Consider the following 26,028-nt stretch of genomic DNA (forward strand, 5'->3'; position numbering starts at 1 on the left):
CATCCCCCCTAAAGCCTCAACTCCCCCGGCGTAGCCCCAAACAACTGCCGAAACGCGGCAATGTACGCCGAAGTGGACTCATACCCACACCCCAGCGCCGCCTCGGTCACGCTCTCCCCCGCCTCCAGCGACGCCAGCGAAGACAGCAACCGCATGCGCTGACGCCAGTTGCGGAAACTCAACCCCGTCTCGCGCTGGAACAGGCGCATCAGGGTCTTCTCCGAACACCCCAACTGCAACGCCCACTGGCCGAGGGTCTGGGGCTGGTCCGGCTGCGCGATCAAGCCGTTGCATAGCGCCAGCAAGCCCGGATGACGCGGCAGCGGCAGCGAGAAGCCCACCTCGGGCAAGGTGCGCAACTGGTCCAGCAGCACCGCCACCAACCGCGCCTCGGCACTGTCGCCTTCCGGGTAATCGGCAGGCATCAGGCAGAACTGCTTGATCAGCTCGCGCGCCAGCGGCGTGACCTCAAGTACCCGGCACTGCTGCGTCGCCCAGGGGCAAGCGTCACGACGCACGTACAGGCTACGCATTTCCGCCTGCCCCGAGGTCACCACCTCGTGCTCGGCATCGGCCGGGATCCACACGCCCCATTGCGGCGGCGCGAAGTAGCTGCCGTCATCGGTATAGACGCCCAATACACCGCTGATGGCATAGGAGAACTGCACCCAGTCGTGGCAGTGGCGCGTGGTCCAGGAGCCGGCACCGAGGCTTTCGGCGCGGGCATAGAGCGGCCTGGGCAAATGCTCCAGGGTAGGGATGGGACGAGGCAGTCCGATGGTCGGCATGGCGGTTTCTTGGGTGTCTGACCTGCCAAGACTATCAGACCCGCGTCAGCGCTCGACGATCACCGTCACGCCCTGGCCGCTGGCCGCGCAGATCGAGATCAAGCCGCGCCCTTTGCCTGCCGTGGCCAGCAGCTTGGCCAGGTTGGCGAGGATACGCCCACCCGTGGCGGCGAAGGGGTGACCTGCCGCCAGGGAGCTGCCCTTGACGTTGAGACGGGTGCGGTCGATGGCCCCCAACGGCGCCTCCAGGCCCAGCTTGTCGCGGCAGTAATCGGCGTCTTCCCAGGCTTTCAGGGTGCACAACACCTGGGCGGCGAAGGCCTCGTGAATCTCGTAGTAATCGAAGTCCTGCAGGCTCAAGCCATTGCGCGCCAACAGACGCGGCACCGCATACACCGGCGCCATCAGCAGCCCTTCCTGGCCCTTGACGAAATCCACCGCAGCGGTCTCGCCATCTACCAGGTAGGCCAACACCGGTAGGCCTTGCTGCTCGGCCCACTGCTCGCTGCCCAGCAGCACCAGCGAGGCGCCGTCAGTCAGCGGCGTCGAGTTGCCGGCCGTCAGCGTGCCCTGCGCCCCTCGCTCGAACACCGGCTTGAGCTTGCCCAACTGCTCCAGGGTCAGGTCCGGGCGCAGATTGTTGTCACGGCTCAGCCCCAGGTAGGGCGTCAGCAGGTCGTCCTGCCAGCCTTCGGCATAGGCTGCGGCCAGGTGCTGGTGGCTGAGCAACGCCAGTTCGTCCTGTTCGGCGCGGCCGATGCCCCAGGCCTGGGCCATGCGCTCGCAGTGCTCGCCCATGGACAGCCCGGTGCGCGGTTCACCGTTGCGCGGCAGCTCGGGCTTGAGGTGCCGGGGCCGCAGCTTGAGCAGCGGCTTCAAACGCTCACCCAGGCTACGCCCACGGTTGGCCTGCAACAGGATGCGACGCAGGCCCTCGCTGACCGCGATCGGCGCGTCGGACGTGGTGTCGACACCGCCCGCGATACCACTGTCGATCTGCCCCAGGGCGATCTTGTTGGCCACCAGCAATGCCGCCTCCAGGCCCGTGCCGCAAGCCTGCTGGATATCGTAGGCCGGGGTCGTCGGCGCCAGCCGCGAGCCCAGCACGCATTCGCGGGTCAGGTTCATGTCGCGCGAGTGCTTGAGCACCGCGCCCGCGACCACTTCGCCCAGGCGCAGGCCGTGCAGGCGGTAGCGCTCGACCAGGCCTTCGAGGGCGGCGGTGAGCATGGCCTGGTTGCTGGCCGTGGCATAGGCGCCGTTGGAGCGGGCGAAGGGAATTCGGTTGCCGCCCAGGATCGCGACCCGGCGAGATGAACGCATGCGCATGTTCCTCCTGAAACAAATTGATCCGTAGAGCCTAGGTGTTTTTACCGCATTCGAACGACCTGCTCATAAAGTTGGTCCACACTTGCAAGCTTGCCTTCAGGGAGACCCGCACATGAGCGACCGCTATCTCGGCTTTGCCAACTCCAACCTCGGCCGCCGCCTCGTCGATGCCCTCGGCCTGCCGCGCCCGGCGCCGCTTGAGCGCTGGCAGGCCGGGCGCCTGCGCCCGGTGGAAGGCGCCCTGGTGGTGGGCGGCGGCCCGCTGGCGGGCGAGGTCGAGGCGATTGCCGCGCGCCTCACCGACGAATGCTACAGCTTCAATGGCGACAGCCTGCAGTCCCCCGCCTGGGTCGCCGGCCTGGGGCCGAAGATCAAGGCGGTGGTATTCGACGCCAGTCATCTTTCCGACAGCGACGCGCTGCGCCAGTTGCGTGAGTTTTTCCAGCCACTGTTGCGCAGCCTCGCACCCTGCGCCCACGTGGTGATCCTCGGCCGCGCACCCGAGCGCCTCGCCGACCCGCTCGCCCATGTCGCCCAGCGCGCCCTTGAAGGCTTCAGCCGTTCGCTGGCCAAGGAGCTGCGTAACGGCGCCACCGCGCAACTGCTGTATGTCGATGAAGCCGCACAGGCCCAGCTAGAAGGCGCCCTGCGCTTCTTCCTGTCACCCAAGAGTGCGTTCGTCTCTGGCCAGGTCCTGCGCCTGGCAGCCTGTTCAAGCCAGGTCGAGGACTGGACGCGGCCGCTGGCCGGCCGCCGGGCACTGGTCACCGGCGCCGCCCGCGGGATCGGCGCGGCCATCGCCGAAACCCTGGTGCGCGATGGCGCCGAGGTGACGCTGCTGGACGTGCCACAGGCGCGCAACGACCTCGACGCCCTGGCCGAACGCCTCGGCGGCCGGGCCCTGGCCCTGGATATCTGCGCCAGCGATGCAGCGGCGCAGCTGATCGAGGCGCTGCCGGACGGCATCGACATCGTCGTGCACAACGCTGGTATCACCCGCGACAAGACCCTGGCCAACATGACCCCGGAATACTGGGACGCGGTCATGGCGGTCAACCTCAAGGCCCCACAGGTGCTGACCCAGGCATTGTTCGAGGCCGGTACCCTTGGCGCCGATGCACGGGTGACCCTGCTGGCGTCGGTCAGCGGCATCGCCGGCAACCGTGGCCAGGCCAACTACGCCGCGAGCAAGGCCGGGCTGATCGGTTTCGCCGAAGCCTGGGCGGGCAAACTGGCCGAGCGCGGTGGCAGCATCAATGCCGTGGCGCCGGGGTTCATCGAAACCCACATGACCGCCGCCATGCCCATGGGCCTGCGCGAGGCCGGGCGACGCTTGAGCTCGCTGGGCCAGGGCGGGCGCCCGCAGGACGTCGCCGAAGCCATCGCCTGGCTCAGCCAGCCGGGGTCCGGAGCGGTCAATGGCCAGGTCCTGCGGGTCTGTGGCCAGGCACTGATGGGGGCCTGAACATGAACCGGCCATGGCTCGACCTGCACAGCCCCGACTCGCGCGCCAGCCTCTACCTGCGTGCCGCCAGCAAGCGCAAGATCACCGGCGACAGCCTGCCGGCCACCGGCCTGCGCTGCTTCGTCCGCCTGCAACCGGGCAACCTCGCGGCGTACCGCAGGCTCTGCCACTTCGCCGATGACGGCCGGCTGCCGGCCACCTACCTGCATATCATGGCGTTCCCCCTGCAACTGCAACTGCTCACCGCCAAGGACTTCCCGTTCCCACTACTGGGGCTGGTGCACCTGCACAATCGCATCGAGGTCCTGCGCCCGCTGGGCGGCATCGATGGCCTGCGTTTCGCCGTATATGCCGACAACCTGCAGGCACATGCCAAGGGCGGCACCTTCGACCTGATCAGCGAGGCCCATGACGGCCTGGGCCTGCTCTGGCGCGAGACCAGCCGCATGCTGGTGCGAGGGCTGCACCTCGATGGCCAGGCCGAAGACGCTGAAAAGCTGCTCCCCGAATCGCTGCCCGAGGCCACTCGCTGGTATGCCGACAGCGATATCGGCAGGCGCTACGCCAAGGTCTGCGGCGACTACAACCCGATCCACCTGAGCGCGCCCAGCGCACGGCTGTTCGGCTTCCCCACGGCCATCGCCCATGGCATGTGGACCAAGGCGATGGCGATGGCCTCGCTGCGCACGCACCTGCCCAACAGCGGCTATGCCTTCGAAGTGGATTTCCGCAAGCCGGTGCGCCTGCCTTCGGAGGTGATACTCGGTGCCAGCCCAGCCGGGCCGAACGGCGAGTTGCGCCTGGATGGGCATGGCGGTCTGCTGCACATGGTCGGGCGCTGGGAGCGGTTGTAGGCCTGGCACCTCCCTCTTGCTTTGCACCGGCCCTGCGCCGAAGCTATATGGCATTAGGAGAGCGCCCGATGAACCTGCAAGAACTCACCCAACGCCTGCACCAGATCCGCGACAACAACGACTGGCGCGGCTTCCATAGCCCGAAGAACCTGGCCATGGCCGCCAGCGTCGAAATGGCCGAGCTGGTGGAAATCTTCCAATGGCTGAGCGAAGACGAGTCACGCCAGCTGCCACCCGAGAAACTCGCCCACGCGGGCCAGGAAGTCGGCGACATCGTCCTCTACCTGTTGCTGCTGTGCAGCGAGCTGGGCCTGGACATGGACCAGGTGGTGCGCGCCAAGCTGGCCGACAGCGAACGGCGTTTCGCGCGATGAACGACCGCCATTTCGATGAACTCGCCACCCGCTTCGCCGAGAAAATCTACGGCGGCGCCAAGGGTGCCATCCGCCTGGCGGTGCTCCAGGCCGACCTGGCCGAAGCCCTGCCTGAACGGCCGCTGCGCATCCTCGACATCGGCGCCGGCCTTGGCCACATGGCCTTGTGGCTCGCCGAGCGCGGCCACCAGCTGACCCTGGCCGAACCTGCGGCCCCCATGCTCGACGGTGCCCGCGCACGTTTCGCCGAAGCCGGCCAAGCGGCCACTTTCATCCAAGCACCCTGGCAAGCACTGCTGGGCCAGCTGACCGAGCCGTTCGATGTGGTGCTGTGCCACGCGGTGCTGGAATGGCTGGCCGAACCCGAAAGCATCCTGCCGGTGCTGCACCAGCTGACCGCCCCCGGCGGCTGGCTGTCGCTGGCGTTCTACAACCGTGACGCGCTGGTCTATCGCAACCTGCTCAAGGGGCATTTCCGCAAGTTGCGCAGCAATCGCCTGGAGGGCGAAAAGCAGAGCCTCACCCCGCAAAAACCGCTTGATCCGCGTGAACTGCGGGCGCAACTTGAAGCCATGTGGCAGGTCGAAAGCGAAAGTGGCGTGCGGGTGTTCCACGACTACATGCCCAAGGAGTTCCAGGCCAAGGCCGAGCTGCTCGACCTGCTGGAAATGGAACTGGCCCACCGCCGACACCCCAGCTTCGCCGGGCTCGGCCGCTACCTGCACTGGGTCTGCCGCCCACGCTGACCATCTGCCAGGAGGAACCATGCCGTACCGTCGCTTGTACCTGGCGCTATTGCCCTTCGCCCTGGCCGCCTGCCAGGGCAGTAATCCTTACGTCGCCAGCAGCAATCCCTTGCCGCCAGCCCCAGCGGGCGCTGCCAGTACCTTCGACGCCAGCGCCTATCCGGCGCCGGCCCGCGACTACGGGCGATACCGCAGTTGGAGCTGGCGCAACGGCCAACTGCCCGCAGGCACGGCCAACGCCGACCCTGCGCAACTGGCCGAAGCGGTCAGCAACGCCCTAGACCAGCAGGGCCTGCGCCCGGCGCGAGGCGCCAATGCCGATCTGCTGGTCAGTGCCGACATGCGCCTGGAGCGGCGCCTGCGCCAGGTGCGTGACTACGACTACTACGATCCCTATTACGGCCCGTACCCGTACGGCGGCGTCGGCTTCGGCGGCTACCGCAATGGCTACGGCGCCTACGGCAGCGTGCCGATCGTGCGTACCTATGAAGTTGAGGTGATGGTGGTACGCATCGACCTGTTCGATGCCCGCAGCGGCCAGCCGGTGTGGAGCGCCAGCGCCGAGAGCGGCAGCGGCAAGGACTCGCCGCGCGACCGCGAGGCCGCCCTGCGCGACTCTGTGCACAAGGCGCTCAGCGGCTATCCTCCTAGCTAACGTTCACGGGAGATCCATCATGTTGCGTCGCCTCGTTCTAATGTCGTTCGCGTTAATACTCGCCGCCTGCTCGAGTAACAATGTGCAGCAGGACTTCGACGCCAGCCGCGACTTCGCCGCTTACCGCAGCTGGGCCTGGAAGGAACCGGCACTGCAATACCGCCCGGATGATCCTCGGATCAAGAGCGACCTGACCGAGCAGCGCATCCGCCAGGCCGTGGCCGAGCAGCTCGACCAGCGCGGCTTGCGCCCCGTGCAAGGCAATGCCCAAGCGGATGTCCGGGTGCAGGCGTACCTGATCGTCGAGCAACGCCAGCAGCAGATTTCCACCAACTACGGCGGTGCCTGGGGTGGCTACTGGGGCGGCTACTGGGGAGGGCCGATGTACAACGAGACCCGAACCGTCGACTACAAGGTCGCCACCATCCAGGTCGACCTGTTCGACGGCCGCGATGGCAAGCTGGTCTGGCGCGGCAGTGCCGAGCAGATCATGAACAACTACCCGCCAAGCCCCGAAGAGCGCAACAGCGCCATCCGCAACACGGTGGCCAAGGTCATGGGCAACTACCCGCCGGGACGCGCCAAGTAAGGCCGCATGGGAGCGGGGATGCCCGCTCCCGGGGGCTTCAGTCGAACAAGGCAATTAGCCATCACTGTGTCTACACTCCTGTAACCGTCGCCATGCGTTACGTCCGTTGGCCGGCAAAGGAGTGCCCATGGTCTTTCGATCCCCCCGACGCCAACGCGGTGCGATCGGCCTGATGGCCGCATTGACCCTTGGCCTGGCGCTGCTGTTCATGCTCCTGGTCATCGACAGTGGCCGCCTCTACCTGGAACAACGCAAACTGCAACGCGTTGCCGACATGGCTGCACTGGAGGCCGTCGGCGCAAGCGCCGATTGCCAAGGCGCAAGCAGCAGCGCCCTGGCCATGGCGCGCCGGGCCGCGACCCGCAACGGCCATCCCGACGAGACTGGGCGCACCCTGTTGGCCGAGTGCGGCAGCGTCAAGACCGGCGCCAACGGGGTCCGGACCTTCTCCCCCGACGCCAGCAAGAGCGAAGCCATCCGGGTCACCGCTGGCCATGACGTGGCCAGCAGCATCGCCGCTGGCGCCTGGGCCTTGCTCGGCGGCGCGGCGGTGCCCACCCAGACACGCCTGCAGGCCCAGGCCACGGCTGGCCGCAGCGGCCCGAGCGTGGCCAGGCTGAACATCCGCAGCAGCCTGGCCGTCATCGACACGGCCAAGAGCAGCCAGCTCAATGCGTTGCTCGGCGCGCTGCTCGGCACCCAACTGCAATTGGGCGTGGCGCAATGGCAGGGCTTGCTCGATGCCAACCTCAACCTGCTGCGCTTTCTCGATGCACTGGCCGTGCAGGCCAAGGTCAGTGCCGGCAACTACACCGAGCTGCTGCAACAGACCGTGCAACTGGGCGATGTGCTCAACGTCATGGCCCAGGTCGCCCAGCAGGACAACGCCCTGGTCAACCTCAGTGGCCTGGTCGACCTCAGCGTGGCGGCGAAGAATGCCGGCGGCATCGTCCTGGGCGACCTGCTGAACGTCCAGAATGGCACCACCCAGGCCGGGCTGGATGCCAGCCTGCAGGTGCTGCAACTGGTGCAGGGGATGATCCAGCTCGCCAACAGCCAGCACGCGGTTGAAGCAACGCTGCCGATCAGCGTGCTGGGCCTGGCCAACGTCACCACCCGCCTGAAAATCATCGAGCCGCCGCAGTTTTCCGCCATCGGCGACCCCTCCCTGGCGCTGCCTGGGGCGCCACAGGCGGCCGGGCAGATCTACGTGCGCACCTCGCAGACCCGCTTGCTGCTGAAGGTCGACCTGGGGCCGCTGCTGGGCGGCCTGAACCTCGGGATCATTCAACTGCTGCCCAACCCCAGCCTCGACGTCGGCCTGGAGGTGGCCAGCGCCAGCAGCCATGTGATCGACCACGATTGCAGCGCGCCGGCCAGCAAGCGGCTGCGGGTCGACAACGACGCCGCGGCGGTGAAGCTGATGATCGGCACGATCAACAGTACAGCGTTCTTCTCTTCCCAGACCCCGGCCGATGCCGCGCCGCTGATACTGCTGCGCGTGCTGGGCATCGACATTGGCCTGGGGGCGAACTCACCGGTACTCGCGCAAAGCGAGACCTATGATTTTCTGAAGCCACCGGACCTCGACCAACCGCCACCGGCCAGCCGCACCATGAACACCCAGAACATCGTCGCCAGCCTCGGCAAGACCTTGAGTGGGCTCGAATTGACACCGCGCATCCCGTTGGTGAGCCTGCTGCTCGACCTCGTCACCGGCTTGATCGGTGGCCTGCTGGGTTCGCTGCTCGACCCACTGCTGAACAACCTGCTGGCCCTGCTCGGCATCGACCTCAACCAGATCACGGTAGAGGCCGCCCTGAGCTGCCACAGCGGCCGCGCGCAGTTGTTGATCTAGCCCAGAGGCAGGCGTACCAGGAAACAGGCACCCGCTTCGGCATTGACGACTTCGAGGCTGCCCCCCATGGCCATGACGATGCCGTGGCTGACCGAAAGGCCCAACCCGGTGCCCACACCCGCCGGCTTGGTGGTGAAGAACGGTTCGAAGATGCGGGAATGCAACAGTGGATCGATGCCCCCGGCATTGTCTTCGACGCGCAGGCACAGCCCGCCGCTGTCGAGCACCTGGCTCACCGCGATCCAGGGCTTGGCGATGCCGCGTTCGAGCAGGGCATCGCGGGCATTGACCATCAGGTTGATCAGCACCTGCTCGAGTTGGTCCTGGTGCCCAGCGACCTGTACCGCCGATGGCGGGGAGCCGATACGCAGGGCCACGCCCTTTCCGCGCAGCCCCTCCTCCAGCAATGCGACGGCGCCTTCGACTGCCGACCAGGCGTTGAAGGGCTGCGGCTCGACGTCCGTGCGACGACCGTACACGCGCAGATGGTCCACCAGGCGCGCGGCGCGTTCGACCTGGCTATCGATGCGTTGCAGCTTGCCGACCAGGTAGGCCGGATCGGCGCCGCCGCTTTCCAGACGCTTGAACGTATTGGCCAGGGCCAGGCGCATGACGCTCAGTGGCTGGCTGATCTCGTGCACCAGGCCGGTTGCCAGTTCGCCCAGGCTGGCCATCTTGGCGCTCTGCAACAACTGCCGCTGGCTACGCCGCACCTCGGTGTTGTCGCGGCCCACCGCCTGGATTTCGACCAGCCGCCCGTGCTCGTCGAACAACCCACGCTCAGCCCAGACCCACCAGGCATGCTCGCGTCCGGGCAGCTGCAGACACAGTTCGGCGCTGCTCAACGGTTGCTCGGGCGTCAGTGCCTGCAAGCGCTGCACGAAGGCGTTGCGCTCGCGGCTGGATAACCATTGGCCAAGGTTCTGCCCGGGCAGTTGCGCCGCGCTGCCCTGCAGCTGTTCGGCCAGTGGCCGGTTGGCGAACAACAGCGTCAGGTCCGGGCGGTAGCGGCAGATCATCGCCGGCGAGTCTTCCACCAGCACACGATAGCGCTCTTCGCTCAAGCGTATGCGCTCGGCCGCCTCGGTCGCCTCACTGACGTCCAGCCACAGGCCGATCACCTCCAGCGGCTGGCCCAGGTCGTCACGCAGCAGGCGCGCCTCGTCGAGCACCCAGTGGTAGCCGCCACGGGCGTCGCGCAAGCGATAGCGGCTGCGCACCTGCCCTTCGCGCAACAAGGCCTGGGTGCGTTGCAACCACAGCGGCCGATCGTCCGGGTGTACGGCCAGGCCGGGCTGACGCGCCAACTCGCCGTCCGCCGCCCAACCCAGCAGGGGCCTCAGGCTGGCGCTGTAGAACTCGCTGTGCAGCGCCCCCTCGGCATAACGCTGGATGTAGATCACCGCCGGCGAGCTTGCGATCAGGTTCTCCAGCCGCGCCTTGGCCGCATTGGCCTGCAGTTCCTGCGCCTTGAGCGCGCTGATGTCGAGGGCGAAGCCAGATAGCCGCTGCCCCTGCAACTGCCCGCTCCAGTGACACCAATGCGTCTGCCCCGCTGCGCTGTCGTCGACCAGGCGCACGGTCAGGCTCAGCCCATGGCCTTCACGGGCCTGCTCCAGGGCCAGCTGCGCCGGCTCCCGGTCGGCCGGATGCAAGCGCGCCAGCCATTGGGCAATGCTGGGTTGGCTGGGCAGGCCCAGGCGCAGGGCCAATTGCCCATCCAGTTCAAGCGGCCCCTGCAGGGGCCACGCCCAGCCACCTGCGCCAAGCTGCTGTTGCAGCGCTTGCAGAGAGTGGCTCTGCCGGCGCAATTGAACCAGGCGCAAGCGGCTGAGCAGCGGCTCGGCCAACGCTGCCAGCAGGGCCTGGGCCTCATCGGCCTCGGGCGGTCGCTCGGCACCGGCGCACAACAGCCAGGCCTGGCGTACCGCGCCCTGGTCGAACGGCACCAGGTACAGCGAAACACCACCGCATAGCGCCAGCAACTCCGGTTGCCTGCACGCATCGAGCATTGCTTCGCCGGGCAAGCTGGCCAGCCAGGGGTGCAAGCGCGCATCAGCCGGCCAGGGCCAGTCGGCTTCGCTACCGGCATAGCTGCACCAGCCTGCAGGCTCGCTCAGCATCAGCCGCAGCGCCGGTACCTGCCAGTGCATGGCCAGGGCCTGCAACTGCTGCGCGGTCACCTGGGCCAGGCGTTCCTCGTCGCATTCGCGCAGGGCCTGGGCCAGCCGCGCCTGCCAGTGCTGACAGTGCGCCTGACGGCGGTCGTGGTCGCGCTCGCGCAACAGGTCGCCGATGTCGAACACCTGCAACAACCAGCCTTCGGCGCAGGGCATCAGCCAGCCACGGGTATGCAGGGTACGGCCGGCGACAGCGCGCCAGTCCAGGTCGAGGGGCTGGCCTTGCCAGTCACTGGGATGGCCCTCGACCAGCAACCCGCTGTGGTGTTCGAGGAAATCCTGCAAGCGGGTGCCAGCGCGGGTGGGCAATGTCAACGTGGTACGCAGTGGGCCCGCCAGGCGCTGCACCGCACCCTCGCCATCGAGCCACAGTTGCAGGCCTACGGCCTGGGACGCCTGCCTCGTCGAGGCGGGTGGCGATGCGTCGCGCCAGCGATCGAGCAACCCGCTCACAGTTGCAGGCTCGCTTCGGCCTGCAGGGCTTCGGGCAGACGCGGCACATCGCCGATCAGCGGCAGCTTGAGCACTGGCATGACGCGGCCAAGCCGCTCGCTGGGGTAACGGATGCTCACCGTCAGCAGCTTGCCGACCACGCTCACCTGGGCATCGTTGGCGGCCTGGAAGCCCAGGCTGCTGGGCATCCAGGCCAGTTGCTGGTCGATCACCTGGCGCGCCAGGGTCTGCACATCGCTGGCGTAGCTGGCACTGGCCGGGTCGAGCGCCACGCACCGGCGCACGGCCTCGGTGCTGGCCTGGTTGAAAGACTGCAGCATGAGCATCGGCAAGGCATAGCTGACCAAGCCATAGAACACGGCGAAGAACACCATGAATACCGCGACAAACTCGATGGCTGCTGCGCCTTTTTGCCGTCTCGCCAAGCTACCTTGCATGTTCGCGTCTACCCTGACAATGAAACCTGAGTGACAGCATAGATCCGTTCAACGAATAGGGATGGCAATTGGCCAATGCAAAGCATTGTTCTCCTGATGTGGCTTGCCTTGTGCACTGAACAAGATATCCGTGAACGCCAGATTTCCAACCTGCTGACACTGGGGGCCGCGGCCGCTGCGCTGGCCTGGATGTTCAGCACCGGCCACAGCTGGATCGGCGCCGATGCCAGCGACGCCGGTTGGGCACTGGCGATCGTCATGTTGCTGACCCTGCCCGGCTACATGCTCGGGCGTTTCGGCGCCGGCGACGTCAAGCTACTCGGCGCCCTGGCCCTGGCCACCAGCCCGCAATACGTGCTGGGGACGTTCATCGGAGCCGGCATCACCGTGGTCCTTTGGCTGATCGGGCGACGACGGCTATGGACCCTTTTCAACCCCAAGATAAAAAAACGCCTGCAGGCCCTGGCCGAGCAAATGGGCGACAAGCAACCGTTTGCTCCCTATGTGTTAGCCGGCTTCTTGTTGACTGCCGTATGGATCCAATGAACGTTCCAGTGGTCATATCCCCTGTACAAGTCTTGTACATCTTCACCAAGTGCGACTATTTTCTAGAGGCCGACGTGTCAGGCATGCGGGCTGGAGTCGTACCGGGGCACGGAACAGGGAGTTGATCGTGAACAAGCCATCCACCGAGGTGAAAGTCCTGGTCGTCGACGACCAGCCATTGATCGTCGAGCAGTTATGCGAGTTTCTGGAGAGCCAGGGCCACCCCTGCGTTCCCGCTCATTCCACAGAACAGGCCATCGAGCGCTACCAGGCAGATGTATCCATTGGCCTGGTGGTGTGCGACCTGCACATGCCCGAACGCGATGGCATCGAACTGATGCGCGCACTCAAGGAAGTCGCAGGGCGACACCGTGTATTCGAGGCCATCATGCTCACTGGCCGCGCCGAAAAGCAGGATGTGATCCGGGCGCTGCGCGAAGGCTTCGCCGATTACTACCAAAAGCCCATGGACCTCGACGCCTTGCTCGAAGGCGTGCGCCGCCAGGAGCAAGTGCTGCTCGAGCGTCGCGGCAGCCTGGAGGACCTGGGCAGCCTCAACCAGCGCCTGCAGGACTTGGCCGAGTCCATCGACGATCTCTACCAGGACCTGGAAAAAGCCCGCGGCCAGGGTGTTCACCGACGCGCCAGCGATGCCGAGGAAACCGAGGGCGATCTGCCCCCTGCCTTCGAAAAGCTCTCGCCGCGCCAGCTCGAAGTGGCGCGCCTGGTCAGCAAGGGCAAGACCAACTATCAGATCGCCTGCGAACTGGGCATCACCGAGAACACCGTCAAACTCTACGTGTCGCAGGTGCTGCGCCTGACCCACATGCACAACCGTACGCAGCTGGCGCTGGCCTTGACCCCCAGCTCGTCGCCTGTGCACCAGCGCTTCACCACGCACTAGTTCGAGGAGCGGACTTTCTCCCAGCGGTAGAAATCGGGAATCGCGTACTTGTAGGTGTCCAGCCAACGCTGCATGGACTGGTCACGCTCACGCGCCGTCTGCACCTGCAGCGTCGGCGAGGCTTGCTGGTTGCTGGCCTGTATGCGCAGCAGGGCCTCGGTGGCGGTTTCCGCGCCCCGTGGCTGGGGTGGCGGTTCGTCGGCCATGGCCAGGGATGGGCCGGCCAGGCACAGTAATAGCAATATGGGCTTAAGCATCCTGGTCAGCTCCTTTTGCATGCTGGGTGGTACCACTTACTGGCATCGCCGCGCGCCCCATGCTGCGCAGCTGCTGCGCACGCGCCTGGGCTTCGGCGAACTGCTCGGGCTTCAGGCGCAGACGGGTCACCAGGTCGGTGGCCTGGGACCAGTTGTCCTGCAGCAACGACAAGGTCACCAGGTTGACCGCCGGCAGTGCGTCATCGTCCTTGAGCTCCAGGGCAGTCAGAAACTGGAAACGCGCCTGCTCATGCTGCCCCAGGTTCATCAGCACCACGCCGAGGTCGTTGCGCACATTGGCTTCGGTAGGGGCCAGGCGCACCGCACGCTCCAGGTTGCGCAGCGCCTGCCGGTCGTCGCCACGGGCCGACGCCAGTTGTCCGAGGCCATGTTCGCCCTCGGCCGCCAGGCAGCCGCCAAGCAGACTGCGGTACAGCGGCTCGGCCTCACTGCGCCCCAGCAGGCGCAGCACCCGGGCCTTGCGCAAGCGTACCGGCTCCAGGCTGTCGGGCAGTTGCTCGAGATGGGCCAGGCTGGCATGCGGCCGTCCCTCGTTGAGCATTGCGTCAGCCAGGTTCAAGGCCAGTTGCTGGTCAGCATCGGGCTTGCTGCACTGCCCACCCGCCCACAACCGGCCCAGGCCCTGCTGCTGGCCGGCACAACCGGCCAGCAGCAACAGCCCGATGAACAACAGGATCATCTTCATCGCCCCTCTCCCTCAAGATCCCAATGCCCGCGCCAACGCGGAAAACCCCGGCCCGGCCAGCACGATGAGCAAGGCCGGGAACAGGAACACCATCATCACTGCCGACATCTTTGCCGACATCTTCGATACTCGCTCCTGCAGGCGCGTCAGACGCCGATCGTCGAGCAATTGCTTCAGCGCCAGCAGCGACTTCAGCGCACCACTGCCCTGCACCAGCAATTGCTGGAGGATCGTGCAGGTATCGGTCAGTTCATCCACCGCCAGTTGCTTCGCGGTCTTCTCCAACTCCGGCCCCAGTGCCAGGCCCGAGTCCACCCGTTGCAACACCAGGCGCAGTTCCCGGCTGACTTGCGGAAGCAACGAATCGCCTTCCTCGGCCAGCACCCGAAGGGCCTGCTCCACGGCAAGACCGGTCTCGAACAGAATGCGTAGCAGTGGGATCAGCAGGCTGACTTCCTCGGCAATCCGCTGCTGCCGGCGTGCCGCGGCCAGGGCCAGCAGACGCTTGGGCAACAGGTAGCCCAGGCCCATCGCACACAGCACCGAAACCCAACCCTGCGCCATGCCGGGCAAACCCGGCAGCAGCAACAGCGTGACGCCGCCGGCTAGCAGCGGCAGGCCCAACTGGAAGGCGGCGAACAGCGCACGCTGGCGGCTGCGGCGCCAACCGAGGCGGGCGAGCAGCACCTGGGTTTCGCCATCCAGGCTCTGCAACCGGCGTCCCCAGCGGCTGCTGCCCAGCCACTGCAACCAGTCACCCAGGCGCTCGTCAGGCGCCAGTCGGCCCTGTAGCCGCCGCGCCACCCGCTGCCGGCCACGCCACTGCCGCACGAGTTGGGCCATCAGCAGGAGAAAGCCGGCGAACAGGCACAAGGCACTGAGCAACAGGGGCATCTCAGAGGCTCCTCATCATGCGCCATAGCACCAGGCACCCAAGGGCCTGGAAGACGAAGGCGAAGCCCAGCAGCCACTGCCCTTGTTGGTCGTGCCACATGGCCAGCAAGTAACCGGGGTTGCCCAGCAGGAAGTAGGCCACCATCAGCAACGGCAGCGCCCCCAGGATCCAGGCAGTGACCCGCGTCTCGCCGGTCAGCGCCCGTAACTGGCGCGCGCCCTGCTCGCGCTCGCGGATCAACTTGATCAGGTTCTCCATCAGTTCGCTGGCGTTGCCGCCATAGCGCTGGTTGATGCCCACGCCCAGGGCGAACAAGCGCAGCTCGTCCTGGCCATAGAGCTCCGCCAGTTCGCTCAGCGCGTCCTCCAGCGGCAGCCCCAGCTGCACGTTGCGGCGCACCCGCTGCATGGCCCCGCGCAGCGGCTCGCGGGTAGCCTCGAAACCACCTAGCACGGCGTCATTCAGGGTGCGCCCTGCCTTCAGGCTACGCACGCTGTAGTCCAACAGCCCCGGCAACTGCTCGATGATGCGCCGCATGCGCCGCCGATAGCGCCAGGTCAGGTAGATCTGCGCCGCCAGCGGCATGCCCAGCAATACCGCCAGCGCCGCCAGCCAGCCGAAACCCAGCAAGGCCGCCGACAGCAGGCCAAGCCAGCCGAACAGCCAGGGCCGCAACTGCAACCCGGCCTGGTCGAGGCCGGCGCGTTGCAGCTTGGCATCGAGCCAGCGCTGACGGCTGGCGGGCGTGCGCAACGCCTGGAAAGCCCGGCCCAAGCGCTGCAGTACGCGTTCCTCGCCACGCTTGTGCAAGCCCAGCCGCAACAGCAGGAGGGCCACCCCCAGGCACAGGACTGACAGCACCAGCAGCAACGGCCCGATCACAGCAGGTTCTCGTTGCGCAGCTTGGCCCCGGCCGGGTTGGGCGCCTCGCGCAGGAAGCAGTCGCCACCGCGGCGGTCGAAGCGGAACAGGGTGTTGGTGACGTAGACATCGTCGCGCAGCCCCACTACCTCCAGCACCTCGCTGACGACGCGCCGACCATCGGCCAGGCGGGTCAGCTGAATCACCACATCGAGCGCCGCGCAGACCATCTGCCGCAGGGTCTTCTCGGCGACCTGGCGCCCGCTCAAGCCAACCAGCGTCTCCAGGCGCAACAATGCGTCCATGGCGGTATTGGCGTGCACCGTGCTCATCGAGCCGTCATGCCCGGTGTTCATCGCGGTCAGCACATCGAGCACCTCGGGGCCACGGATCTCGCCCAGCAGGATGCGGTCCGGGCGCATCCGCAAGGCGTTGCGGATGAGTTCGCTGGCCTTGATTTCGCCATGCCCCTCGACGTTGGGTGGACGGGTTTCCAGGCGCACCACGTGGGGATGGTGCAATTGCAGTTCGGCGACATCCTCGATGGTCACCAGGCGTTCGAGCGGCGCGATCATCTGGCTGAGGATATTCAGCAGGGTGGTCTTGCCGGTGCCGGTGCCGCCACTGACCAGGATGTTGCAGCGCCTGCCCACGGCGCGCTCGAGAAAATCGAACAGGGCCTGGTCGATGGCCCGGGTGGCCAGCAGGTCGGCGCTCTTGAGCATGTCCTGGCGGAACTTGCGGATCGACAGGCACGGGCCATCCAGCGCCACCGGTGGGATGATCGCATTGACCCGGCTGCCGTCGGGCAGGCGTGCATCGACCATCGGCGACGACTCGTCCAGGCGTCGTCCAAGCGGCGCGAGAATGCGCTGCATCACTCGCTCCACGTGATGGGCATCGATGAAGCGCAGGTCGGTCTGCTGCAGCAGGCCGCCACGCTCGACGAACACCCGGAACGGCCCGTTGACCAGGATTTCGGTGACGCTGGGATCGCGCAGCAGCACCTCCAGCGGGCCGTAGCCGGTCAGTTCGTCCACCAGCTCCTCGGCCAGGCGCTCCATCTCGTAGCGCGACAGGGCCAGGCGCAGGCGTGCCACGTAATCGGCCACCTGCTCGAGAATGAACTGGCTCAAGGCCGGGCGTGGGCCTTCCAGCAGGTTGCGCCCGCTGTCCTCGATGGCGTCGATCACGCAGCGGTGCAGGGCACGCTTGAGTGCCTGCGAGTCGCCCGCCTGATGGCGCTGGCCGCCGAACGGCTGATCGCTGCTCATCGGTTGCCCCACAGCCGTCGCAGCCAGGTCAAGGCCGGTGGCGAGAGGTTTTCCGAGCGCCGCGCCAGGCGCTCGCCCAATGCGCGCAGGGCCTGGCTGAGGCCTTCGCGCGGGGCCAGCTCGAACAGGCTCAACCCCTGGTTCTTGGCGTTCAGCCGCACCTCCGGGCTGTGCGGCAACACCTTGAGCAGCGGCAAGCCGTAGCGCTTGGCCAAGGCATCGGCATCGGGCGCCACCTGGCGCAAATAGCGATCCACCACCAGGCAGGCATGCTCGAGCTTGATGCCGCGGTCGCGCCATTGCTCGAGCACATCGAGGTTGCGCCGGCAATCGAGGATGTTCTGGTCGGTGTAGAGCATCAGTTTGTCGCAGTGGCTGATGAGGGTACGCAAGGCCTCGCTGTCGGGCTGGCCGGTGAGGTTGACGACAATGTGCTGGAAGTGTTGGCGCAAGGCGCTGAGCAGCATGTACAGCTCTGCGGGGCTGGTGGACTTCAGTGGCTCGTCGCCCGCCGCATAGCCAAGAATACGCAGCCCGCCCGGGGCGCGGGTGAAGGCACTGTCGATCAAGGTGGCATCCAGCCGACGCAGATGGCGCAGGGCATCGCCGAAGTAGAACGACGCCTCCAGGCCGAGCATGGCCAGGGTATCGCCACTGGGCAGGCCAAGGTCGAGCAGCAGCGTCTGCTGGCCACTGTCCTGGACCACCCGTGCCAGGTGTGCGGTCAACAGCGCGCCATCGGTGCCACGCTGGGCACTGTAGAGCACGCTCAGGCCACCCAGGCTGGGGTTGCTGGCCACTGCCGGCAGGCGCTTGCCCAGGCGCCGTACCAGGCCTGCCACTTCGCTGGCGCGCGAGCCATAGGCGACGAAGTCCCGCGCGCCGGCACGCATGGCATGCAGCACCAACTGGTTGTCCATGCCATCGCCCAGGGCAACGATCGCCAGCATCGGCTTGGCCTCCAGCACCCCTTCGATCAGTGCGCACTGGTTGACCAACTGCTCACGGTCCAGGCCGATGAACACCAGGCTGGCGAAGGTGACATCGACCAGCGCCAGCAGCTCGTCGAGACTGCCGCCAGCGGCGCCGATCACCTGCCCCAATGGCGCCAGGGCGCCCTGCAGCCAGTGCAGGTCATCCTCGTTACGGGTGATGGCCAGGTAGGTCTGGTTGAGGCTCTCGTTCATCGTGACAACCCGCTACGGCCATCGAAGTTGCCGTTCTCGAGGAAAAACAGCTGGCCCCAGCTGGGGTCGTAGGTGCGCAGGCTCTCGCCAGGCAACTGCGGCAGCCGGGCATTGGCGGCAAGGGGCTGGACCAGATGGGGCGTGACGATCATCAACAGCTCGGTTTCCTCGCGCACCAGCGTCGACTGGCGGAAGAACGCCCCCAGTACCGGCAGGTTGCCGAGCCCCGGCAGCTTGTCGACCGACGAGCGCGTGTTGCTGCTGACCAGGCCACTGATGATGAAACTCTCGCCGTCGGCCAGCGAGATGCTGGTATCGGTGCGGCGCACGCTCAAGCCCGGTACCAGGGTGCCGGCGATGTTGACCGCATTGGTGTAGTCCAGCTCGCTGACTTCGGGCGCCACCTTGAGGGTGATGCGATCACGGCTGACCACCGTTGGCGTGAGCGCCAGGCGCACGCCGAACTCCTTGTATTCGATCGAGACGTTGTCGCTGCCCGAGCTGGGCACCGGGATCGGTATTTCGCCACCGGCCAGGAAGCTGGCGGTGAGGCCACTGAGCACGGTGAGGCTGGGGCGTGCCAGGGTGTAGGCGAAGCCGCTGTTCTCCAGCGCGTTGATCGCTGCCAGGAAACGGCTGCTGCCACCGCCCCAGACGATGTTGAAAACGCTGTCGTCGAGGGGTATCGCCGGGTTGGCATTGGGCACCGAGCCTGGGCTGACGGTGGTGCCCGGGACCGTCCCGGGCGAGCCGATCAGGCTGTTGTTGGAGCCCTTGAAGAACAATCGTGCCCCGGCTTCCTTGTATTTGTTGCGGCGCACTTCGACGAAGCGGATATCGGCCTGTACCTGGATCGGCAACTGGGCATCCTGCGAGGGCAGCAATGCCCCTTCGGCCATGTCGGCGCTGGCCTGCCCCTTGACGAACAGCATCGCCCGATGCGGCGCTGGGGCGCACGCAGTCCACAGCATCAGGCTGGTGTTGCCGGGTGCCACCCCGGTCAGCAGCACCGCGCGGTCGCCACTGGCCTGCACGTCGGCGACCTTGGGCTCACCGACCGCGACCCGTTGGATCGCCAGGGGCAGGCGCAACTCTTCCTGCTGCCCCTGGTCGATCTCGATCACCGTCGGCAATTGCCTCACGCCCGCGCAATCGGGGCTGGCGGCCTGGCTGAAGGACGCCAGCGAGGCGGCGCCCATCAGGGTGAACATTCGCACGGCGTCACGTACGAAACTACGCATGGCGGCATCCTTGCTCGGTTACGGGGTCTGGCGGGGTTGTTCGCTGCTGGCGCCGCGGATCACCTGCATGCCAGGACTGCGGCCAGGCGAGGTGGTCTTGACTGCTGGCAACTGGGCCAACTGCTGGAAGCGGTACAGGTCGCGGCTGGCGTCTTGCAGCTGGGGAGCGTCTGCGGCCAGCGCCGCCAGACGTTCGTCGGCGCTGCGCACGGCCAGGCGCAAGGTGCCCGCCTGGGCAGCCAGCATCAGCCGGCTGGCCAGCGCTTGCGGGACGGCCAACGCCACCGTGCGCGAGGTCGAGCCGATGGCATCCCGGCGGCGGTCTTGCTGTTCCTCGGCACTCAGCGCCGGGCGCCCATCGTTGGCCAAACCGACCTGCCGGTCCACGCTCAGCACCCGCAGCGCCGGCAACACCACCTGGGCCGATGCCTGGGGATTGGCAGCGTCCTCGCGCAGGAACAGCAACACATCCACGTAGTCACCGGGGCTCAAATGCCCTGCGGCACCGATCACGTCATCCACGGCAACGGCCACCGCGCGTTCGTCGGGGCGGATCATGCGCGCCAGCGGGCCGGCCATCTCGAAGCTCTGCGCATCGAGCCAGGTCCCGGCGGCCAACGGGCGCGCACTGCTGCGGCCGAGCACCTGTTCGACCTGTCGGTAGGCATTGGCGGGCACCACCTGCAACTGCTCGACCAGCAGGTCGTCCTCGGTCAGTGGGGTATAGGCCGCCACGGCGCGGCGCACCACCACCACAGGCGAACGTACGGGCTGTTCGGCGACGATGGCTGGCGGCGCGACCTCGGTCGGCGCGCCAGGGGCCGCCGTGGGTTCGGCCAGTGCAGCAGGCGCAGCAGGGCGGCTGAGCATCAGCCCCCAGTACCCAGCCAGCAGCGCTGCGAACAGGAACACAGCGGCCATAACCATGGTCAAGCGACTGCTCATTACCGCTCTCCCTACACCCAAACCAGGTGATGGCAAAAAGAAACCATGCGCTACTGCACGGTAGCGCAAAGATGGCAGTTCGCCATTTGCCAAGATTTCTTTTTTCAGTCACGAAATTGACGCGCCGACAAAACAATTACTTAGCCACGCCAATCACAACCAATACTTTAGGACTAACACCTTATTACAGTTGCGACATGGCAAAGCTTGGCAATGCTCTGATGGCAATGAGGCATCAATCAGCGGTGCCCCACGTCGCGCCCACGGCGCAAGGAGAAGTGCCATGAAAAGTGCCCTGTTGCTCACCAAGCTCTACATCCATTGCAAGCTGTTCCTGCAAAGCAAGGAAGGTGCATCCGGTATCGAATATGCGGTCATCGCCGCGATGGTGGCCGTGGCGCTGGCGGCCTTCGTGACACCGGTGTCCGACCAGGTCACCGCGCTGATGACCAAGATCCAGACCGCCATCACGCCGAAGACATGATCGCATCTGTGCCCTCTTCCATCCCGCGACAGGAGCCCGGTATGCCCACGACCCGTCACCAGATCCTGCTGGTCGATGACGAGGAGGAGGCCCTCGCCGAACTTGCCGAGTTACTGGAAAACCACGGCTTCTGTTGCCATACCGCCACCTCGACCAGACAGGCCTTGCAAACCCTGACCCGCTATCCCGAGGTGGTACTGGTGATCACCGACCTGCGCATGCCGGAAGAAAGCGGCATCGACTTGATCCAGCGCCTGCGCGACCACACCGCGCGCCAGCATCTGCCGGTGATCGTGGTCTCCGGGCAGGCCGATCTGGATGACGTCAGCGACCTGCTGCGGCTGCAGGTGATCGACCTGTTCCGCAAACCGATCTATCACACCCGGCTGCTGGACACGCTCGCCACCCTGTTCCCCGCGCCACCCGAACAACCGCTAGAGCTGTAGGCGGATGCTCAAGCTCAGGCGCGGCTGCCGACCGAGGCTGTCCAGGGCAATGTCAGCCAGCGGCTTGGCCACCTCCAGGGCCAGGCTGCAGGCCTCGCCATTGCCGAGGCGAAGCCCCATCGCCACGGACCCCAGACGCGCCTGCTCGATGCCGCCGCGGTTGAACCAGGCACGCGCGGTGTCGAGCGCCGCGTAGGGGTGCAGGGTGTCGAACCAGGCCCCGTCGCGTCGCAGCCGATAGCCGATTTCGTACGCCAGCCCCCATCCCTTGTCACCCGCCGCCTGGTCGACCGGGTAGCCGCGCGCGAAGTTCTGCCCGCCGAACACTGCACGCTCGCTGTCCGGCAGGTGATCATCGCTCCAGTACAGCGCGCCCGAGAGCACACCCTGCCAGTTGCCCGGCCAGGTATCGCTCTGCACGCCGGCCAGGTGCAGGCGCAGAAAGTCCAGGTCCACCTCGCCATCACCACGCGCACCCAACTGGTCGAGCCCCTGGTGCACGCTACCGCTGACCAGGCGCAGCCGCCCCGCTTCGCGCTTGCGCCAGTCGGCCTCGAACGACAGCACCCGCAGGTCGACCTCCTCATCCGAGTGCCGGCCGCTACCCTCGGCCTGCAGGGCGCTGCGATCGGTGCCCACCTCGAAGCGCGCCAGCGCATCCAGCGACTCATCGGCGGCGACGATCAACGCTTGGCTGATGCCCACGCTGTAACGTTCATTGTCACGCTGGCGGCTCATGTAGCCGCCGTGATCCAGGCGGATGCGGGTACTGGAGTCGCTGCGATACCGCCTGGCCGAAGCAAGCACCTGGCTGCCCTCGTCGTCGACGAACTGGCTGTAATCCAGGCGCCAGTAGCGCGCCTCGTCCTTCCCCGGCGGCACCAGCACGGCGGCGCTCAACTGTTCGGCGAAGCGCGTTTGCGCCTGGCTGGCAACGCGCAGCAGCGCCTGCGGGCTGTCGCGGCTGCCATCGGTGAAGGTCATGGCAGTAGCGACGGGCTTGCGCGCGACCTGGACCACCAGGCGCATGGCCTGCCCGTTACCACCGGGCTGCACCAGCCGAGCCTGCACCGCCACGCCGGGAATGCGCTCGATCAGGCCGATGTAGCGCTCGAACGCCTGACGCGTCAGCGGGCGTTCGGTCTTGAGCCTGGCCAGCAGCTGCTCGACCTGGCCCTTGGCCGGGCCGATGTCGCCGTGGATCTCGCAGTCGCTCACATAACCTTCCACCAGCACCACGCTGACCCGGCCATCGGCCAGGTCCTGGGGCATCAGGTAGGCGTGCGACAGCCAGTAGCCGTCCTGCTGGTAGCGTTGGCTCAGGCGGTCGGTGTACGCCACCAACTGCCCCAGGGTGACGTCCTGGCCGATCAAGGGCTGGAAGTGTTCGCGCAGGTCGCTCAGCGGGTAGACCGTGCCACCCTCGAAGCGCACCTTGCGCAGGTGCACCCGGGCATTCAGGTCCAGTGCCGGTCGCTGGGCCGGGTCGAGGGTGGACGGCAATTGCCCGGCAGCGATGGGGCGATAGGTGTCGATGGGCAGGTTCGCGCCAGGTAGCAGACCCTCGTCGGCATCCCCGGCCATGAAGACGGGCAGCGGCGCAGCACCTGCCGTGCAGGCCGAAGACAGGGCCATCCAGGTCACCACCCACCGACGCATGTGCAGCCCCCCTGCTCGCCCGTTCCATGCCGCAGCCGGCCAGCACAAGCCTAGGTGCTCGGCCAGGGGTCGTCGACCCGAGTGTTGCGTCACTCCACCTGGAACGCCACCCGGGCGGTCTCGCCACTCTCGTCGAGGGCGCTGAGCTCGGCCTGGCCAGTGTGCTCGAAGCGCACCAGCAGGTTGCCCTGGGCTTCGGTCTCGCCCAACGGATCGCCGTTGAGGAACCACCAACGCCGGCCCGCGCCGCCCAAGGCCGAGACATACACCTGCAGCGGCTCGCTGCTCTGCGCAGGGCGGCGCAAGTTGTCGCCCGGGCGCACGCCGACGATCGACAGCGGCGGCGCGCTCGGCGGGCGCTGTGGCGGGCAGTGCGCAGCCACCGCCGGCAACCTCGCGGCACGCCGTTCGCTACGCGGCAACCAAGGTTCCAGCGGCGCCGGCCACAGGGCGATCTCGCGCGCCTTGGCGCCTGGGCAACTGCCATCGACCCGCAGCCCCTGGGCATCGACCCAGACCTGCTCGTGCAGGCCGAGGCCCAACGGCTGGTCGGCGGCCTGCAAGGTCGGTGGCGTGGTGCCGTCCAGGGTCCAGGCAAAACGCTGACGCCGGCAGTTGGGGTCCTGGCGACTCATGGGCTGGCCCAGCGGCCAGCAGATCGCCGCCACGCCGACACTGTCGGGCACCCGCTCCACCGGTACGTTGATGCCACGCTGGCTGTCGCGGTTGCTCAGCAAGTCGTGCACCTGCAGCATCAGGGGCGCAGCCGAGGCCAGGCCGAACTGGCCCGGCACCGGGGTGCCATCAGGACGCCCGATCCACACGCCGATCAGGTAGTGCGGCCCCACGCCGATCGACCAGGCATCGCGAAAGCCGTAGCTGGTCCCGGTCTTCCAGGCCAGTTGCGGGCGCTGGACCAGTTCGGCATGCGGGTCACGGTCGGGCCGCGCCTGGCCACTGAGGATCCGCCGGATGATCCACGCCGCCCCCGGCGACATCAGCCGGCGCTCCAGCAGCGGGTCCTGCGGTTGCAGGCGTACCCGTGCACTGTGGCCGCCCCGGGCCAGCGCCGCGTAGCCGCCGACCAGGTCTTCCAGGCGGCTGCCGGCGCCACCGAGGATCAGCGACAGGTTGGGCTCGGCCAGTGGCGGCAGCGCCAGCGGCACGCCGGCCATGCGCAACTGCGCAGCGAAGCGTTTCGGCCCGTAGGCTTCGAGCAACTGCACCGCTGGCAGGTTGAGCGACAATGCCAGCGCCGAACTGGCCGACACCGGCCCGCTGAAGCCCATCGAGAAATTGCCGGGACGGTAGTCGCCATAGCGCCGCGGCACATCCTGCAACAATGACTCGGAGTGGATCAGCCCATCGTCCATGGCCAGACCGTAGAGGAACGGTTTGAGCGTCGAACCGGGCGAGCGTAGCGAGCGAACCATGTCGACGTGGCCGAAGCGGCGCTCATCGGTGAGGTCGACCGACCCCAGGTAGGCACGTACCGCCATGGTCTGCGCATCCACCACCAGGATCGCCGCCGAGGTGCGTTCGGGCAAGCGAGCACGCCAGCCCAGCAGCAGGTCTTCCAGGCGTCGCTGCAACGCAGCGTCCAGCGTGGTGCGGATCAGCGGTGGGCTGCCTGGAGTGTTCAGCCGGCGAGCCAGCAGCGGGGCCAGGGCCGGTTCCTGGCGCGGGGCCAGGAGCAAGGGTTCCTCGGTGGCCTCGGCGATTTGCCGGGCCGGCCAGACCTGGTACTCGTCCAGGCGTTGCAGCACCTTGTCGCGGGCGCGCTGGGCACGCTCGGGGTGACGGTCCGGGCGCAGCCGGCTGGGCGCCTGGGGCAGTACCGCGAGCAAGGCGGCTTCGGCCGGGGTGAGGTGTTTCGGTGACTTGCCCAGGTAGGCCCAGCTGGCGGCCGCCACCCCCTGCAAAGTGCCACCGAACGGCGCGCGGTTGAGGTACAACTGAAGGATCTCGCGCTTGGACAGATGCCAGTCCAGCTGCGCCGTACGCCACAGTTGACGCAGCTTGCCGGCCAGGGTCCGGTCATGCGGGTCGAGCAGACGCGCCACCTGCATCGACAGGGTGCTGCCCCCAGACACCACGCGCCCACCGCGCAGATTGAGCCAGGCAGCACGCGCCAGGGCCAGGGGGTTGACCCCCGGGTGGCTGTAGAACCAGCGGTCCTCGTAGGTCAGCAGGGCCTGCAGGTACAACGGCGAGACTTCGTCGGGGCTGACCGGGTAGCGCCACACGCCGTCGCTGTCGGCGAAGCGCCACAACGGCGTGCCGTCCTCGGCCAGCACCACCCGTGCCAGGTCGTCGGCGGGCATCGGCAACGGCCAGATTCGGTCGGCCAGCCACAGCAAGCCGCACAGCAGCGCAATGCCCAGCACGAATGCACGCACAACCCTTCCCATGCGGGTACGCGGCCGGGCTAAGCTTGGCATCGGGAACCGACCCGGCCGGGTGATGGCCAAAGGCTTGGGAGCGGCAACCGAGCCGATTCGTCTATCAGGAAGCAACTATGCATGTAGAAGGTTTTTTCGAGTGGCTAGGCCAGGCGCTGGGGTCAGTGATCCGCTTCATCGTCGATGTCTTGAGCGGGTTGTTCAACCTGCTGGCCAATGCCGGTGGCAATTTCATCGATGGCCTGGCACGCACGCTGGGCATGGACACCTCGCTGGTCAGCATTCTGGCCCTGATCATCGGCCTGTTGCTGCTGTACTCGGCCATCCGCGCTTTCATGCGTGCCTCGGTCATCGCCGGGATCATCTGGCTGGTGCTGGGGCTGTGGGTGATGAGTTGGGTCATTCACTGACAGGGGCTGCATGGCACTTGTGTAGGAGCGGGGGGGGCGCGGGGGCGCGGGCGCCGGGGCGAGCACGAGCCGGCCCGGCCCCC

26 protein-coding genes are annotated in these 26,028 nt (G+C 67.0%); 12 read left to right on the plus strand and 14 right to left on the minus strand.

From position 1 onward, the window contains the following. Positions 1–8: 8 nt before the first annotated feature. Positions 9–788 carry an AraC family transcriptional regulator gene (locus IAE37_RS27180; protein ID WP_201178540.1) on the minus strand — a complete coding sequence of 260 codons (780 nt, stop codon included), beginning with the start codon at positions 786–788 and terminating at the stop codon, positions 9–11. Positions 789–833: 45 nt separating this feature from the next. Then, positions 834–2,111, minus strand: coding sequence for an acetyl-CoA C-acetyltransferase (locus IAE37_RS27185; protein WP_201178541.1), 1,278 nt, complete (start codon positions 2,109–2,111; stop codon positions 834–836). Between the two features lie 118 nt (positions 2,112–2,229). Between IAE37_RS27185 and IAE37_RS27190 the strand changes: the two genes are divergently transcribed. From IAE37_RS27190 to IAE37_RS27220, 7 genes are all read left to right on the plus strand, one after another. Then, on the plus strand, positions 2,230–3,582 hold the full coding sequence (locus IAE37_RS27190; protein WP_201178542.1) for a 3-oxoacyl-ACP reductase: 1,353 nt from the start codon (positions 2,230–2,232) through the stop codon (positions 3,580–3,582). A 2-nt stretch (positions 3,583–3,584) separates the two neighbouring features. After that, complete coding sequence (locus IAE37_RS27195) at positions 3,585–4,436, plus strand: MaoC family dehydratase (RefSeq protein WP_201178543.1); 852 nt, start codon at positions 3,585–3,587, stop codon at positions 4,434–4,436. 68 nt (positions 4,437–4,504) lie between these two features. After that, positions 4,505–4,810 carry a MazG-like family protein gene (locus IAE37_RS27200; RefSeq protein ID WP_201178544.1) on the plus strand — a complete coding sequence of 102 codons (306 nt, stop codon included), beginning with the start codon at positions 4,505–4,507 and terminating at the stop codon, positions 4,808–4,810. Then, positions 4,807–5,556, plus strand: a complete 750-nt coding sequence (locus IAE37_RS27205) for a methyltransferase domain-containing protein (RefSeq protein ID WP_201178545.1) — start codon at positions 4,807–4,809, stop codon at positions 5,554–5,556. Before IAE37_RS27200 ends, IAE37_RS27205 begins: the two co-directional genes overlap by 4 nt. 19 nt (positions 5,557–5,575) lie before the next feature. After that, positions 5,576–6,211: a DUF4136 domain-containing protein gene (locus tag IAE37_RS27210; RefSeq protein WP_201178546.1), complete on the plus strand. Its 636-nt coding sequence runs from the start codon at positions 5,576–5,578 to the stop codon at positions 6,209–6,211. A 19-nt stretch (positions 6,212–6,230) separates the two neighbouring features. Next, positions 6,231–6,800: a DUF4136 domain-containing protein gene (locus IAE37_RS27215; protein ID WP_201178547.1), complete on the plus strand. Its 570-nt coding sequence runs from the start codon at positions 6,231–6,233 to the stop codon at positions 6,798–6,800. 127 nt (positions 6,801–6,927) lie between these two features. Beyond that, on the plus strand, positions 6,928–8,658 hold the full coding sequence (locus IAE37_RS27220; RefSeq protein ID WP_201178548.1) for a pilus assembly protein TadG-related protein: 1,731 nt from the start codon (positions 6,928–6,930) through the stop codon (positions 8,656–8,658). On the opposite strand, the gene IAE37_RS27225 is transcribed toward IAE37_RS27220, so the two are convergent. Together IAE37_RS27225 and IAE37_RS27230 are read right to left on the minus strand one after the other, a co-directional pair. After that, positions 8,655–11,291, minus strand: coding sequence for a PAS domain-containing sensor histidine kinase (locus IAE37_RS27225; RefSeq protein ID WP_201178549.1), 2,637 nt, complete (start codon positions 11,289–11,291; stop codon positions 8,655–8,657). The genes IAE37_RS27220 and IAE37_RS27225 overlap by 4 nt on opposite strands. After that, complete coding sequence (locus tag IAE37_RS27230) at positions 11,288–11,728, minus strand: TadE/TadG family type IV pilus assembly protein (RefSeq protein WP_201178550.1); 441 nt, start codon at positions 11,726–11,728, stop codon at positions 11,288–11,290. The genes IAE37_RS27225 and IAE37_RS27230 overlap by 4 nt, the downstream gene beginning before the upstream one ends. Before the next feature lie 75 nt (positions 11,729–11,803). Between IAE37_RS27230 and IAE37_RS27235 the strand changes: the two genes are divergently transcribed. After that, a complete protein-coding gene (locus tag IAE37_RS27235) occupies positions 11,804–12,274 on the plus strand; it encodes an A24 family peptidase (protein WP_201178551.1) in 471 nt (156 codons plus the stop codon). A gap of 127 nt (positions 12,275–12,401) precedes the next feature. Then, positions 12,402–13,178 (plus strand): response regulator transcription factor, encoded by a 777-nt coding sequence (locus tag IAE37_RS27240; protein WP_201178552.1) that lies wholly within the window; start codon positions 12,402–12,404, stop codon positions 13,176–13,178. Here IAE37_RS27240 and IAE37_RS27245 read toward each other — a convergent pair. Genes IAE37_RS27245 through cpaB form a run of 8 tightly spaced genes read right to left on the minus strand, consistent with a single transcriptional unit; the run spans position 13,175 to position 20,544 of the window. Further along, positions 13,175–13,435 carry a DUF3613 domain-containing protein gene (locus IAE37_RS27245; RefSeq protein WP_201178553.1) on the minus strand — a complete coding sequence of 87 codons (261 nt, stop codon included), beginning with the start codon at positions 13,433–13,435 and terminating at the stop codon, positions 13,175–13,177. The two genes, IAE37_RS27240 and IAE37_RS27245, sit on opposite strands and share 4 nt — an antisense overlap. Next, complete coding sequence (locus IAE37_RS27250) at positions 13,428–14,141, minus strand: tetratricopeptide repeat protein (RefSeq protein ID WP_201178554.1); 714 nt, start codon at positions 14,139–14,141, stop codon at positions 13,428–13,430. Before IAE37_RS27250 ends, IAE37_RS27245 begins: the two co-directional genes overlap by 8 nt. A 12-nt stretch (positions 14,142–14,153) precedes the next feature. Then, positions 14,154–15,035: a type II secretion system F family protein gene (locus IAE37_RS27255; protein WP_201178555.1), complete on the minus strand. Its 882-nt coding sequence runs from the start codon at positions 15,033–15,035 to the stop codon at positions 14,154–14,156. A 1-nt stretch (position 15,036) separates the two neighbouring features. Continuing rightward, positions 15,037–15,918 (minus strand): type II secretion system F family protein, encoded by an 882-nt coding sequence (locus tag IAE37_RS27260; protein WP_201178556.1) that lies wholly within the window; start codon positions 15,916–15,918, stop codon positions 15,037–15,039. After that, positions 15,915–17,171 carry a CpaF family protein gene (locus IAE37_RS27265; RefSeq protein ID WP_201178557.1) on the minus strand — a complete coding sequence of 419 codons (1,257 nt, stop codon included), beginning with the start codon at positions 17,169–17,171 and terminating at the stop codon, positions 15,915–15,917. The genes IAE37_RS27260 and IAE37_RS27265 overlap by 4 nt, the downstream gene beginning before the upstream one ends. After that, positions 17,168–18,358: a pilus assembly protein gene (locus IAE37_RS27270; protein ID WP_201178558.1), complete on the minus strand. Its 1,191-nt coding sequence runs from the start codon at positions 18,356–18,358 to the stop codon at positions 17,168–17,170. The genes IAE37_RS27265 and IAE37_RS27270 overlap by 4 nt, the downstream gene beginning before the upstream one ends. Beyond that, positions 18,355–19,599 (minus strand): type II and III secretion system protein family protein, encoded by a 1,245-nt coding sequence (locus IAE37_RS27275; protein ID WP_201178559.1) that lies wholly within the window; start codon positions 19,597–19,599, stop codon positions 18,355–18,357. Before IAE37_RS27275 ends, IAE37_RS27270 begins: the two co-directional genes overlap by 4 nt. Before the next feature lie 18 nt (positions 19,600–19,617). Then, positions 19,618–20,544, minus strand: coding sequence for a Flp pilus assembly protein CpaB (gene cpaB / locus IAE37_RS27280; RefSeq protein ID WP_201178560.1), 927 nt, complete (start codon positions 20,542–20,544; stop codon positions 19,618–19,620). Between the two features lie 283 nt (positions 20,545–20,827). On the opposite strand from cpaB, the gene IAE37_RS27285 reads away from it, so the two are divergent. Together IAE37_RS27285 and IAE37_RS27290 are read left to right on the plus strand one after the other, a co-directional pair. Beyond that, positions 20,828–21,028, plus strand: coding sequence for a Flp family type IVb pilin (locus IAE37_RS27285; protein WP_201178561.1), 201 nt, complete (start codon positions 20,828–20,830; stop codon positions 21,026–21,028). A gap of 41 nt (positions 21,029–21,069) precedes the next feature. Then, positions 21,070–21,474, plus strand: a complete 405-nt coding sequence (locus IAE37_RS27290; protein ID WP_201178562.1) for a response regulator — start codon at positions 21,070–21,072, stop codon at positions 21,472–21,474. Here the strand turns inward: IAE37_RS27290 and IAE37_RS27295 are convergent. After that, positions 21,463–23,133: a ShlB/FhaC/HecB family hemolysin secretion/activation protein gene (locus IAE37_RS27295; RefSeq protein ID WP_201178563.1), complete on the minus strand. Its 1,671-nt coding sequence runs from the start codon at positions 23,131–23,133 to the stop codon at positions 21,463–21,465. The genes IAE37_RS27290 and IAE37_RS27295 overlap by 12 nt on opposite strands. 89 nt (positions 23,134–23,222) lie before the next feature. Then, on the minus strand, positions 23,223–25,574 hold the full coding sequence (gene pbpC / locus IAE37_RS27300) for a peptidoglycan glycosyltransferase PbpC (protein WP_201178564.1): 2,352 nt from the start codon (positions 25,572–25,574) through the stop codon (positions 23,223–23,225). Positions 25,575–25,651: 77 nt separating this feature from the next. Here pbpC and IAE37_RS27305 point away from each other — a divergent pair, with 77 nt between their 5' ends. Then, positions 25,652–25,945 carry a hypothetical protein gene (locus tag IAE37_RS27305; protein WP_201178565.1) on the plus strand — a complete coding sequence of 98 codons (294 nt, stop codon included), beginning with the start codon at positions 25,652–25,654 and terminating at the stop codon, positions 25,943–25,945. Positions 25,946–26,028: the final 83 nt, after the last annotated feature.

The organism is Pseudomonas sp. S31 (assembly GCF_016648105.1).
Taxonomy (GTDB): Bacteria; Pseudomonadota; Gammaproteobacteria; order Pseudomonadales; family Pseudomonadaceae; genus Aquipseudomonas.

Coding starts and splice junctions, on each gene's coding strand:
- IAE37_RS27180 (WP_201178540.1), bottom strand. CDS start 788: ATGCCGACCATCGGACTGCCTCGTCCCATCCCTACCCTGGAGCATTTG.
- IAE37_RS27185 (WP_201178541.1), bottom strand. CDS start 2,111: ATGCGTTCATCTCGCCGGGTCGCGATCCTGGGCGGCAACCGAATTCCC.
- IAE37_RS27190 (WP_201178542.1), top strand. CDS start 2,230: ATGAGCGACCGCTATCTCGGCTTTGCCAACTCCAACCTCGGCCGCCGC.
- IAE37_RS27195 (WP_201178543.1), top strand. CDS start 3,585: ATGAACCGGCCATGGCTCGACCTGCACAGCCCCGACTCGCGCGCCAGC.
- IAE37_RS27200 (WP_201178544.1), top strand. CDS start 4,505: ATGAACCTGCAAGAACTCACCCAACGCCTGCACCAGATCCGCGACAAC.
- IAE37_RS27205 (WP_201178545.1), top strand. CDS start 4,807: ATGAACGACCGCCATTTCGATGAACTCGCCACCCGCTTCGCCGAGAAA.
- IAE37_RS27210 (WP_201178546.1), top strand. CDS start 5,576: ATGCCGTACCGTCGCTTGTACCTGGCGCTATTGCCCTTCGCCCTGGCC.
- IAE37_RS27215 (WP_201178547.1), top strand. CDS start 6,231: ATGTTGCGTCGCCTCGTTCTAATGTCGTTCGCGTTAATACTCGCCGCC.
- IAE37_RS27220 (WP_201178548.1), top strand. CDS start 6,928: ATGGTCTTTCGATCCCCCCGACGCCAACGCGGTGCGATCGGCCTGATG.
- IAE37_RS27230 (WP_201178550.1), bottom strand. CDS start 11,728: ATGCAAGGTAGCTTGGCGAGACGGCAAAAAGGCGCAGCAGCCATCGAG.
- IAE37_RS27235 (WP_201178551.1), top strand. CDS start 11,804: ATGCAAAGCATTGTTCTCCTGATGTGGCTTGCCTTGTGCACTGAACAA.
- IAE37_RS27245 (WP_201178553.1), bottom strand. CDS start 13,435: ATGCTTAAGCCCATATTGCTATTACTGTGCCTGGCCGGCCCATCCCTG.
- IAE37_RS27250 (WP_201178554.1), bottom strand. CDS start 14,141: ATGAAGATGATCCTGTTGTTCATCGGGCTGTTGCTGCTGGCCGGTTGT.
- IAE37_RS27255 (WP_201178555.1), bottom strand. CDS start 15,035: ATGCCCCTGTTGCTCAGTGCCTTGTGCCTGTTCGCCGGCTTTCTCCTG.
- IAE37_RS27265 (WP_201178557.1), bottom strand. CDS start 17,171: ATGAGCAGCGATCAGCCGTTCGGCGGCCAGCGCCATCAGGCGGGCGAC.
- IAE37_RS27270 (WP_201178558.1), bottom strand. CDS start 18,358: ATGAACGAGAGCCTCAACCAGACCTACCTGGCCATCACCCGTAACGAG.
- IAE37_RS27275 (WP_201178559.1), bottom strand. CDS start 19,599: ATGCGTAGTTTCGTACGTGACGCCGTGCGAATGTTCACCCTGATGGGC.
- cpaB (WP_201178560.1), bottom strand. CDS start 20,544: ATGAGCAGTCGCTTGACCATGGTTATGGCCGCTGTGTTCCTGTTCGCA.
- IAE37_RS27285 (WP_201178561.1), top strand. CDS start 20,828: ATGAAAAGTGCCCTGTTGCTCACCAAGCTCTACATCCATTGCAAGCTG.
- IAE37_RS27290 (WP_201178562.1), top strand. CDS start 21,070: ATGCCCACGACCCGTCACCAGATCCTGCTGGTCGATGACGAGGAGGAG.
- IAE37_RS27295 (WP_201178563.1), bottom strand. CDS start 23,133: ATGCGTCGGTGGGTGGTGACCTGGATGGCCCTGTCTTCGGCCTGCACG.
- pbpC (WP_201178564.1), bottom strand. CDS start 25,574: ATGCCAAGCTTAGCCCGGCCGCGTACCCGCATGGGAAGGGTTGTGCGT.
- IAE37_RS27305 (WP_201178565.1), top strand. CDS start 25,652: ATGCATGTAGAAGGTTTTTTCGAGTGGCTAGGCCAGGCGCTGGGGTCA.